Source organism: Paenibacillus sp. JJ1683 (genome assembly GCF_053006485.1).
The window spans coordinates 2,581,305-2,594,785 of record NZ_CM129820.1; the positions used below are offsets into that span (position 1 = coordinate 2,581,305).

The 13,481-nt window shown below is 47.6% G+C and carries 3 protein-coding genes; 2 read left to right on the forward strand and 1 reads right to left on the reverse strand.

From position 1 onward, the window contains the following. Positions 1-35: 35 nt before the first annotated feature. Entirely contained in the window at positions 36-11,216 is an 11,181-nt protein-coding gene (locus ACUC6J_RS11230; protein ID WP_447250206.1) for an amino acid adenylation domain-containing protein, read from the forward strand. Positions 11,217-11,238: 22 nt separating this feature from the next. On the opposite strand, the gene ACUC6J_RS11235 is transcribed toward ACUC6J_RS11230, so the two are convergent. Further along, on the reverse strand, positions 11,239-11,379 hold the full coding sequence (locus ACUC6J_RS11235; RefSeq protein WP_016818937.1) for a hypothetical protein: 141 nt from the start codon (positions 11,377-11,379) through the stop codon (positions 11,239-11,241). 102 nt (positions 11,380-11,481) lie between these two features. Between ACUC6J_RS11235 and ACUC6J_RS11240 the strand changes: the two genes are divergently transcribed. Next, a complete protein-coding gene (locus ACUC6J_RS11240) occupies positions 11,482-13,383 on the forward strand; it encodes a serine hydrolase domain-containing protein (RefSeq protein WP_447250207.1) in 1,902 nt (633 codons plus the stop codon). Positions 13,384-13,481 lie beyond the last annotated feature (98 nt).

A 13,481-nucleotide genomic window follows, 5' to 3' on the forward strand; every position in this document is an offset into this window, starting at 1 on the left:
AGGGGTACAGACCCCATGAAGCAGGAGGGATGTCATTGAAAGCCTTATTTGAGAAGGAAAAAAACTACTGGAGTCATAAGCTGGAATCTGAGGATCATATCACTTGCTTGCCATACACCAATCATGTGTCCAAGGATACAGCTGCAACGAGTTCTAATTTTCTTATGTACACGCTCACATTTCCATCTGAAATTTCCCAAAGAATATTATCTATAACAGGTGGAGCTCCATGGGCCGTGTTTATGGTTCTGCTGGCTGGAGTTGAAAGCTTATTGTATAAATACACAGGTGAGGAAAGTGTGCTGCTGGGCATTCCAGTAGCCAAGTCTGGCAACAGTACTGCAAAGCCGATTAACCATCTGATTTTACTGAAAAACACGCTGGATTCCTCGACAACCTTCAAAACCTTGCTGTCCCAAATCAAAACTTCTGTCAGCGAAGCAATTGAACACCAAAATATTCCTTTTTGGAACTATACCGAGGGGCTTGAAATTCCACGTAACGAGAACGATAAGCCTCTTATTCACACCACTGCATCCCTGCAAAATATCCACACTTCTTATTTTATGAATCATGTGCAATCTGAACTGGATTTTCAATTTCAATGGGAAAATGCAGTGGTTTCCCTGAATGTGACATACAGTAGCGACCGTTATGACCAGATGACGATTGAACGCTTTGTTGAGCAACTAATACGGCTGTACACCGTTGTTTTGCATCAGCCTGAGCTGGAGATTTACACAGCACAAGTGCTGTCAGAGCAAGAAGTGGAGCAATTGGTTCATACCTTCAACGATACAGTTGTGGATTATCCAAGTCATGCGTCCATTCATGAATTGTTCGAGATGCAGGCGAAGCAGGTACCACACCAGGTGGCAGTAGTATCCGGACAAGATAGCCTGACCTATGGAGAATTAAATGAAAAGGCTAACCGACTGGCTCATTCTTTACGTAAGCAGGAAATTCACACCGAGCAGACGGTCGGCATTATAGCTGAACGATCGATAGAGATGATCGTAGGTATGCTCGCGATTCTTAAAGCGGGCGGGGTGTATGTTCCGATTGACTCTGAATACCCGGACGAGCGCGTGCGCTATTTGCTGGAGGATTCCGGTGCCGAAATACTACTTGTGCAGAAAATAGAACATCGGCCCACTGATTTTAAGGGAATGGTGCTTGACCTGAGTGATGCCGCGATTTATGGAACGGATGATGCAGATCGTTTCGATCCAATCTTGCCGAATGATCATGGAACAAATACGGATATGGCTGATATGGCATACGTGGACTGCCTAAATCCGTTTTACTCTATTTCCGCCAGTTCCGAACTTGCTTCTACTACAACCACCCCAACAGAAGCTACGCAATCAGAACATGCTAAACCAATACATCCGGTTTACGCAGCTGATCGTTTGGCTTACATTATGTACACTTCTGGTACAACAGGCCAGCCCAAAGGCGTTATGGTGGAGCATCGCAATGTCGTGCGTTTGGTGAAAAATACAAACTATGCACACTTGGATGCGGACACGCGCATTTTGCAGACCGGGTCTGTTGTCTTTGACGCGTCTACCTTCGAAATTTGGGGGGCGCTATTGAACGGTGGACAGCTGGTACTGGTGAGCCAGGATGTCATTTTGGACGCACCTAGACTTAAGGCAGCTGTCCGTAATCATGGCATTACCACGATGTGGCTGACCGCGCCGCTCTTTAATCAGCTTTCCCAGCAGGATTTGGAACTGTTCGAGGGAATACAGGAGTTGCTGGTCGGTGGCGATGTGCTGTCCGTACCGCATATTAACCGGGTACTGAAGGCTCATCCGAACCTGCGGATCATTAACGGCTATGGTCCTACAGAAAATACGACCTTTTCTACTACGCATGCCATTACCGGCGTCCAATCAGAAGCCGTGCCCATTGGCAGCCCGATCCATAACTCAACGGCATATGTCGTGGACCGTTCGATGCAGCTTCAGCCGATTGGAGCGTGGGGAGAACTGCTCGTTGGCGGTGACGGGGTGGCTCGTGGATACTGCAACCGCCCGGACCTGACAAGCGAAAAGTTCATCAACAGTCCGTTTCGTAACGGCGAACGCTGCTATCGAACAGGGGACCTGGTGCGGTGGAATGCGGACGGGACGCTGGAATACAAAGGGCGGATCGACGCACAAGTGAAAATCCGGGGCTATCGGATTGAATTGGGCGAGGTGGAAGCGCAGCTGTTGAAGCTGGAGGCAGTCCGAGAAGCAGTTGTGATTGCACGGGAGGATGAGCAGGGGCAAAAGCAGCTCTGCGCTTATGTGGTAACCCATGCGGATGTACAGTTAAGTGAGCTTCGCAGTGCTTTGAACCGAGAGCTACCAAGTTATATGGTGCCGTCGTATTTTGTACAGCTGGAACAATTACCCTTGACACCTAATGGCAAGGTGGATCGCCGGGCGTTGCCGCGACCCGAGGGAGGCATAAGCTCAGGCGCAGAATATGTACCTCCTCAAAATCAATTACAAGCACAACTGGTCAGCATCTGGAAAGAAGTTCTTGAAATTGAATATATCGGCATTAAGGATAACTTTTTTGAAGCAGGAGGACATTCCCTGCGGGCGACACATGTCATATCACTCATCCATAAGCAATTGCATAAAAATGTGCAGCTAAAGGATCTATTCCAGCACCCAACCATCGAACAGTTTGCGCAGGTTATTGAAGCACTGGAGCAAACCACCTATGAATCCATCCCTGTTTCGGAGAATAAGCCATTTTATGCGGTATCTTCGGCCCAAAAACGGATGTATATTCTCAATCAGCTTGATGGAGCGGGAATTAGCTATAACATACCCGGAGCCCTGACACTGATCGGTTCACTTGATCATAAGGCACTGGATAATGCGTTCCGTCAGCTTATTGACCGCCATGAAACATTGCGAACGAGCTTTGAGACCATGAATGGTGAACCTGTCCAGCGAGTACATAACGAGGTTTCTTTTCGCGTGGAGTTGATTCATGCCCCCGGAGCTGACCAGAGGGAGACAGATGAGCTGGTGCATGGCTTTGTCCAGCCATTCAATCTTGAGCAGGCTCCGCTGTTCCGGGCTGGTCTGATTGAAATTAGTCCAGAGCATCATATTTTGCTGTTGGATATGCATCACATCATTTCTGACGGCACCTCTATAAATGTATTGATTCAGGACTTCATCCACTTATATGCAGGGGATACGCTTCCGTCGCTGCGTATTCAGTATAAGGACTACGCTGCTTGGCAGCGGGAGCAGCAACAAAGTGAACGCTATCAAGAACAGGAAGACTACTGGCTCAATACCTTCGCAGGAGAGCTGCCTGTGCTGGATATTCCGACTGATTATCCACGTCCGGCGGTGAGAAGCTTTGAAGGGGATGTACTGGAATTTACGCTCGATCAACGGCAAAGCGAAGGATTAAAAAGCATTGCGATGCAGACCGAATCGACTTTATATATGGTGCTGTTGGCTGCCTATACGACTTTGCTTAGCCAATACAGCGGGCAGGAGGATATCATTGTCGGTTCACCAATCGCGGGACGGCCTCATGCTGATCTTGGCAATCTGATCGGTATGTTCGTCAATACACTGGCAATCCGTAATTATCCGGAAGGCGGGAAAACATTCCGCGATTATGTGCTGGAGGTCAAGGATAACGCGTTAAAGGCTTTTGAACATCAGGATTATCCGTTCGAAGAGCTGGTAGAAAAGCTGGGTGTGGATCGAGATTTAAGCCGCAATCCGTTATTTGATACCATGTTTGCTCTACAAAACCTGGAACAAACAGAGCAGCAGCTGGCAGAGCTGCAATTAGCACCTTATCCAAGTGAACAAACGACGGCTAAATTTGATCTAAGTCTGTTCGCGCAGGAGGATGGGGAACAAATTGCCTGCGGTTTTCAATACGGAACCCGTTTGTACAAACGCGAAACCATCGAACGACTGGCTGTACATTTACAGCAGCTAATCAATGTGGTTATAGAACAGCCGGAGATCGCTCTTGCGGCTATAGAAATGGTTTCGACCCAAGAAAAAGAGCAGCTGGTGAAGCAATTCAGCACTACAGCAGCAGACTCTCCGTATCCACGGGATCAATTAATGCATGTGCTGTTCGAGGAACAGGTTGCACAATCGCCAGATCGACTAGCGATCACCTTTGCGGACACACAACTCACTTATCGCGAGCTGAATGAGCGTTCCGATCGTTTGGCATGCATCCTTACTTCCCATGGGATACGGCACGGGTCCGGGACTCAGATACAGCGAGTAGGGATAGTGGCTGAGCGTTCCATTGAAATGGTCGTGAGCATGCTGGCTATTTTGAAGGCAGGGGGGGCTTACGTTCCTATTGATCCCGAGTATCCGGAAGAACGCATCCGTTATTTACTAGAGGATTCCGGTGCCGAGCTGTTACTGTCACAGCGACGTGAGCAGGTTTCTTTTGAACCAGGTATTCCAGTCATCGATTTGAGCGATGCGCAACTATGGAGCAGTGAATTTGAAGGCTACACTCATACCCATGGATCAGATGCTATTTCAAATGGGGGATCTGCCTTAGATCTTTCGCATGTCATATACACCTCTGGTACGACAGGCAAGCCGAAAGGCGTTATGGTCAATCACCGTAATGTCGTACGATTGGTGAAGAGCACTAGCTACGCCACGCTTGACGAAAATACGCGTATGCTGCAAATGGGTGCAGTTGTATTCGATGCCTCCACATTTGAAATATGGGGAACGCTGCTGAACGGTGGCCAATTATATGTAGTAAATCATGACACTATTTTGGATGCTGCCAAGTTCAAACAGGCGATGAATAAGTATCGGATTAACACCATGTTCATGACCACGGCTTTATTTAATCAGCATTCACAGCAAGACATTGAAGTGTTTGCATCCCTGAAGGAATTGCTCGTGGGTGGTGATGTGATGTCCGTACCACACGCTAACCGCGTGCTGAAGGAGTACCCGCACCTTCGATTGAGTAATGTTTATGGGCCGACGGAGAACACAACCTTTTCCACCACCTATGAAATTATGGAACCGCAAACTCAAGGTGTTCCCATTGGGCGTCCGATTGATCATTCCACCGTTTATGTGGTCAATCGTTCGTTAAAATTGCAGCCTGTGGGGGCATGGGGCGAACTACTTCTCGGTGGCGATGGCGTGGCACTCGGGTATCTGAATCGGCCTGAGCTTACGGCAGAAAAGTTTATTGAAAGTCCATTCCGGCCTGGAGAATATTGCTATCGTACAGGGGATTTGGTGCGTTGGCGTGCTGATGGCGTACTGGAGTACAAGGGAAGAATGGATGAGCAGGTCAAAATTCGCGGCTACCGCATCGAACTGGGTGAAGTTGAAACCCGTTTGTCCACGATTGCAGGTGTGAAGGAATCGGTTGTGATAGTACGGCAGGACGATCACGGGCAAAAACAGCTGTGTGCCTATTTTGTAACAGACAGCGAACTAAGCGCTAGCGACTTACGTAACGCTCTATCACAGGATCTGCCGAGCTATATGGTGCCGTCCTACTTTGTACAGCTCTCCAGACTGCCTTTGACACTGAATGGCAAAGTAGACCGCAGGGCACTGCCTGCACCTGAGCCTAATGTCGATACAGGCATGGATTATGTGGCACCTGATACGGATGTTCAACAGGCTTTGGCTGCGGCATGGGGAGCCATCCTAGGTATTCAGAAGGTTGGGATACAGGATAACTTCTTCCATTTGGGTGGCGACTCCATCAAGGCCATTCAAGTGTCGTCTCGCTTGTTTCAGGCTGGATACAAGCTGGAAATGAAGGACTTGTTTAAATACCCGACAATTGCGGATCTAAGTACTTATATTCAGCCAGTTAACCGAGTAGCCGAGCAGGGCGAGGTTACCGGAAATGTTGTGCTTACACCGATTCAGCGCTGGTTCTTTGAACAGCCAACAGGTGAACCACACTATTTCAACCAATCGGTCATGCTCTATCGGCAGAAAGGCTATGACGAACAGGCACTTCGGCAGGCGCTCCATCAGATTACAACGCATCATGATGCATTGCGTATGATTTTTCGGTCGTCGGAGAACGGATATACAGCATGGAACCGAGGTGTAGATGAAGGCGAACCGTACCATTTGGAGTGCTTTGACTATAGGAACAGTGATGCTATTGAAGGGAATTTGGCGAAGATAATTGAAGCCAAATGCAATGAAATTCAATCAGGTATTTCTCTGAGCGAAGGGCCATTGATGAGACTGGGGCTGTTCCGTTGCCCGGATGGAGATCATCTGCTGGTCGCGATTCATCATTTGGTGGTAGATGGAGTGTCCTGGCGCATCTTATTTGAGGATTTGGCGACAGCTTATGAGCAAGCCTCCAAGGGTGAGCAGGTGATTCAGTTACCTCACAAGACGGATTCGTTCCAAACGTGGGCCGAAAAGCTGCACGCCTATGCCAACAGTCCGGCCATGGAACGTGAGCGGGCGTATTGGGAGGAGCTTGCACAAGCGGAACTGGCTCCTTTGCCGCAGGATTACGGACATAACGAGCACGATAAACCATTGATTGGCGATAGTGAGTCGGTTACTGCTTTATGGACAAAAGTAGAGACAGAGCAACTGCTCAAGCAGGCCAATCGTGCCTACCGTACAGAAATTAATGACCTGTTGCTGACTGCGGTAGGAATGGCGTTACAAGCATGGAGCGGAAATGATCGTTTCCTGATTAATTTAGAGGGTCATGGGCGTGAACCCATTTTACCAGAGGTGGATATTACCCGGACGATAGGGTGGTTTACAAGCCAATATCCTGTTTTACTCGATATGCCAGAAGAAACTGTTCTTTCACAGCGAATCAAACATGTGAAGGAAGGACTGCGCAGTATTCCGCAAAAAGGAGTTGGCTACGGCGCACTGAAATATTTATTCGACCGTCAGACACAGACATCGGAGAGACCTTCAGCCATATTTACGACAGCTCCTGAAATTAGTTTTAACTATTTGGGACAGTTCGATCAGGATATGAAAGGAAACGACTTGCAGTCATCCCCATATGAGGGGGGGATGCCACTTAGCCCGACCATGGCTCGGACATATACACTGGATTTTGGCGGCATCATTTCGGGAGGTCAGCTGGGGCTGACAATTAGCTATAGCCGTACCAGCTACCGACCAGAGACGATTGAGCGATTGGCGAGATTACTGGAATCGAGCTTGCGTGAAATTTTGACACATTGCACCCATAAAGAACACCCAGAGCTGACCCCAAGTGATATTTCCTATAAAGGAATGAGGGTGGAGGGCTTGGACAGCCTGTTATCTGAAATGGGCGCTGCGGGTGAGATCGACAATGTATATGCACTGACCCCGATGCAGAAAGGGATGCTGTTTCACAGCCAGCTCGATAGTCAAGCAGCCGCGAATGACGCGTATTTTGAGCAGGTTTCTTATGATATGCGGGGGCGGATGGACATCGGGAATTTTGCAGAAAGCCTGAATATGCTGGTTCGGCGACACGAGGCGCTACGTACACATTTTTATTTCGGCCGGGATACGGAGCCGTTGCAGGTGGTCTACCGAAATCGGGATTGCGGCTTCTATTACGAAGATTTACGCGAGTTGGATAGCGATACAAGGGGCATTTGGCTGAAGAACTTCAAGTTGGAAGATAAAGCAAGGGGATTTGATCTGCGTCGGGATGTCCTGATGCGTATAGCGATTTTGCGCACCGGGGAAGACAGTTACCATATTGTGTGGAGCTTCCATCATATCGTCATGGACGGCTGGTGTCTGTCCCTAATAAATAAAGAGGTGTTTGAGAGCTATGCAGCGCTTCAGGAGGGCAGAGTGCCAGAGCTGGCACCGGCAGTGCCGTACAGCCGCTTTATTGAATGGCTGGAAGCACAGGATCGCAAGGCGGCAACTGATTACTGGAGCAGCTATTTATCCGGGTATGAGCAGCAAACAGCACTACCAGCTGTAAAATCCGGCCGCAAGAGTGGAGGCTATACAGCTAGTGATTGGGTGACGGTTTTGGAGCGTGAGCTTACCCTCCGGGTGGAGGAGACGGCTAAGCGATATCAGGTAACCATGAATACGTTATTACAAACCGTATGGGGAATTGTGCTACAAAAATATAACAACCACCGTGATGTCGTATTTGGTAGTGTCGTCTCAGGCCGTCCATCGGATATTATCGGAGTCGAGGGTATTATCGGCTTGTTCATTAATACCATTCCCGTTCGCATCCTTAGTGAGGCAGGGGAATCTTTTGCAGAAGTTATGAAGAAAACGCAGGAACAGGCGCTGGCTTCTCATGCGTATGATACGTACCCACTGTTTGAAATTCAGGCATTGACTGACCAGAAACAGGATTTGATTAACCATATTATGGTGTTTGAAAATTATCCGGTGGATGAGCAGGTCGAGGAGATGGAAATTGATGGGCAGGAACTTTCCCCGATTTCCAACGTGGTAGCTCTTGAGCAGACCAACTATGATCTGAACGTAGTTGTAATGCCGGGAGAATGCGTGAAGATTCGTTTTATGTATAATGCGTTAAATTATGATCAAACAGACATTGAGCGTCTGTATGGACATTTTGTGAATCTGTTGGAGCAAACTTTGCTTAACCCAAATGTACGCGTAGAAGAGCTAGAACTGGTTACAGCGGCGGAAAAACAGCAAATTACTAGAGAGTTTAATGACACTGCCTCTGCCTATCCAGACAATCAGACGATTCATAAACTGTTTGAGGAGCAGGCAGAGCGCACACCGGATCATATTGCCGTAGCTTTGGGTCATCAAACATTGACCTATCGGGAGCTTAATGAGACAGCCAATCGATTAGCACGCACACTGCGGGATGCAGGGATTAAACCTGATGAACCTGTGGGCATTTTGACGGAGCGCTCGCTGGATATGATTATCGGAACCCTTGCTATTTTGAAGGCTGGAGGCGCGTATGTGCCGGTAGACCCTCAATATCCAGAGGATCGTATCCGTTATATGCTAGAGGACTCGGAAGCCAAGCTACTGTTGGCTCAGCAAGATTTATTGGATCGGTGCTATTTTGACGGACAGATTGTCAATCTGAATGATGATAAGTCGTACAGTGCAGATGCTTCCAATCCGGGTATAGATGGAGCGAGTAATCATGCCGCTTATGTCATTTATACCTCAGGCTCAACAGGTAAGCCTAAGGGTGTCGTAGTTGAGCATCGAAGTGTTGTGCGTCTCGTCCGCAATACGGATTATGTCCCATTTGATGAATCAACCCGAATGCTGCAGACATGTGCGTTTGTATTTGATGTATCTACATTTGAAATTTGGGGTGCACTGCTGAACGGAGGTCAGCTTGTTCTCTTGCATAAGGATGATCTTTTGGACGCAGCCAAGATGAAAGAGACGATACAGGATCATCACGTCAACATGATGTGGCTGACCACACCGTTATTTAATCAGCTTTCGCAGCAGGATAGTAAACTTTTTGGTGATGTGAAGTATTTGTTGGTTGGTGGTGATGTTTTGTCTGCACCCCATATTAACCGGGTCCTGCGCGATAATCCGCATATGAACATCATTAATGGCTATGGACCAACGGAAAATACAACCTTTTCGACGACATATCACATTACGGAAGAACAGCTGGATTCTGTGCCAATCGGACGTCCCATTTGCAATTCGACGGCGTATGTTGTGGACTCATCATTTAACTTGCAACCGGTCGGAGCCTGGGGTGAGCTGGTTGTTGGTGGAGACGGAGTTGCGCGTGGTTATTTGAATCGCCCTGAACTGACGGCTGAGAGATTTCTTGCTAATCCGTGGGTGGACGGAGATCGCCTGTACTGTACTGGGGACCTTGTTCGCTGGCGTGAAGACGGCATACTGGAATACGCTGGACGGATTGATCAACAGGTTAAAATTCGCGGTTACCGGATTGAGCTGGGCGAGGTGGAGACGAGACTGGCAAGTGTACCTTCTGTACGGGATAGCGTTGTTATCGCTTTGCGGGATGGAGCAGGTCAGCAGCAATTATGTGCTTACTTCACTGCCGATGAACAGCTGACCATCCGTGAGCTTCGAACTGTGATGTCGGCCAGTCTGCCGAGCTATATGATTCCGTCCGCTTTTGTACAGCTGGATCGGTTTCCACTGACGACTAACGGCAAAATTGACCGTAAAGCTTTACCTGTGCCGGACAAAGCATTGCACACGGGGATAGAATATGTCGCACCACGAACCGATGTGGAGCAGTTGCTGGCAGCTATTTGGCAGGAGGTGCTTGAAATCCCGCAAGTGGGAATCCACGATGACTTTTTCACGTTGGGTGGACATTCCTTGAAAGTACTGGAGCTTATACGCAAAGTTCGTCTTGCTACAGATATTGAGCTGCCCATCCGTAGTGTTCTGGAGTTCCCGACCATAGAAGAGCAGGCGCTCACATTATTGAAAGCCGATCTGGACTACAAGGTCGATAGTCCAATCATTCGTTTGAATGAACACGGTCCGGTTTCCATCTTCTGCTTTCCTCCTATGCTTGGATACGGACTGTCGTTCGCAGAGCTTGCAAAACAACTGGACCAAGATGCAGTTGTGTATGGATTAGAGTTCGTAGATGATGTTACGGATGAGCAGGCAATGTTGGCACGATATGTTGATTTAATCATCAGCACGCAGGCGCAAGGTCCGTATGTGCTGCTTGGTTATTCTATAGGTGGGAATCTGGCGCATAAGGTTGCCGACACACTGGAGCGTCAAGGTCATACTGTGTCCGATATTTTAATGCTCGATGCGGTCAAAAGGGCAGAAGCTCTGCCTTTCACAGATGAAGAAACAGAGCAGGAAATTCATGCCATGCTGGAACAGGTTCCCGAATCCTATCGTGAGCTGTTGAATGAAACGTACCAGCGTAAAATGATCGCTTATGCGGTGTATGGCAACCAGCTTGTGAACACAGAAAATGTTCAGGCGAATATTCATGGCTTTGTTGCCGCTGGATCGGAAACGGTGAAGGGCACAGGAGATAATAAACTTTTATGGAAAGATGCTACACAAGGAAGCTATGAAGAGCATAGCTTGATTGGTAATCATTATGAACTGCTGGAACCCGGATTTATCGAAGAAAATGTAAAATGTATCCGTGCCACAATACACAAGATAACCCGGAACATGGGCAAAGACGTGACACAAGGATTGGCCCATCATAATTCTTGAAAACTTACAGTCGATGATTTAACTAACTGGAATTACTAATTTTATCTGTAATGTATGAATCCTGATCGAACAGGTAAGAAGCCTTCTGCTTACGCGATTCGATCAGGATTCGCTTTATCATGCGCACTCCCGCGAGGGAAGTGCGATGATTCCATAGCGCCATGCTGATGGCTCCCATACGGAGTGTAAATATCTGCTCCGCTATGCAATCACCGCACGGTTTAAATCATGAAATCAACTTCATAGGTAAGGAGGGTACTTCAATATGAAGAATAGAGGTATTGGCTACCTATCCGCATTCTTAACAACGTTGTTTCTTTGGAATCTGCTCATTAATTCAGCATGGGCAGCAGATAGTATAACACCTAATTCAGTGGAAAAAGCAGTGGACGATATCATGAGTACAGAATTGGAAAAATTGCATATTCCGGGAGCGGCCGTCGTTGTGACCCAGGAAGACCAAATTCTTTTTAGTAAAGGATATGGATATGCAGACCTGGAGCGGAAAATGGTATTCGACCCGGCAAAGACCATTGTTCGTGTTGGCTCGCTAACCAAATCATTTAGTGCAAGTGCCACAATGCAACTGGTCGAGCAAAACAAGCTTGATTTGAATGAAGACGTGAACAGCTATCTCCACAGCTATAAAGCTTCGCAATACCAAAATCATCCTTTTAATCTGCATCAGCTTCTGACACATACTGCGGGATTAGATGAAGCGATATACGACATTAACAGCTCAACTCGCGCAGGCGTTTTACCTACAGAGCAGTATCTCAGCACGTATTTTCAAAATCAGCCACCTATCCGCAAACCTGGAATTCAGTATGAATACAGTAATGTCGCCTTCGGTCTGATCGGTAATATCGTGGAGCAAGTAACCGGTCAGGGACTGAATGATTACTTTCGTACACATCTATTCCAGCCGATGAATATGCCCAGCGCGACACTGGAGTTGCCATTAAATCATCCAGAACTGGCGCAATCGTATCAGTGGAAGCATGGAGCTTATGTGAAACAACCCTTATCGTATATCAATCTGCCGGGAGCAGGAGCGTTGAACGTCACACCCAACGAATTTTCCCACTATCTGATCACTCATTTAAACCAAGGAGAGTATGAGGGCAAAGCGGTACTCCAGCCACAAACGGTAAAAGTGATGCATGCACAGCAATTTGCAGCGGATGCCCGTCTGGATGGCTTGGGCTACGGATTTTTCCGTGGTCAACTGAAGACGGGAGTACCCATGTTGTGGGCTACTGGAGAAATTGATGATTTTATTTCCGAAATGGTACTGATTCCATCCCAAAAGATCGGTATTTTTGTGACCATCAATTCAGCTGACACAGACACCCTGCTTCATGGAAAAGTCATCAATACGATAGCTCAAATGCTGGCCTCAAAGCCACAGGCCGCTTCTCAGTCACTGGCTCGTTCTGTCACGCAAGTGAAGCTTTCGCCAGAGATCGAGGGCGTATATCAGGTGGATACTACTCCTGTTCATGGGTGGGGAAAATGGATTCGGATACTGGGAAGCATTAAATACACCGTTCATATTCAAGATGATCATACGCTAATTGTTAAAGGAAAATACCCGGATCAGAATGAAGCAACAGACAAAGTTTTTCAAGCAGCAGGTGATGGGCTGTTTGTGGAAAAGGGGGGCCAGCTTAAAATTTTGCTGTATCAGGAAAAGGGTACGTGGATGATGATTGCCCCGGATAGTAAGACCATGAAGCAGACGACACTTTGGCACCGTACCTGGACGCTACTCGTCAGCTATGCAGCCGCATCCTTATTTTTCGTCACAACCCTACTGATATGGATCATAAGATATGTGATCAGAGTTATCCGCAAAACGAATAATCACATTTCGTCCAACCTGGCATACATCGCGTTACTAAATACGATTTTTCTCGGGGTACAGGTCGTCTATGGTAACAATCAGATGGTGTATGGCTATTCCGCCTGGTATATCTGGGGAATTTGCACGCTGCCGCTCATTTCAGCACTCATTGCCGTGTGGGTATTGATCGTGAATGGCACCAAGCTGATTACAGGGGAAAAAAGAGACCGGGCTGCCGGGAAAATTGTATTTGCGATACTCACTTTGCTGCATACAGCCTATCTTTTTTATTGGAATTTCCTTCCTTTTCATTATTCCTAAAGATTTACAAAACAACGCATGTCCGCACATAAATGAATGCTAACATTTATATTTAGTGCCCCTCTGAGAGGGGCCTTAAACCAATTAACAGGAGGAAT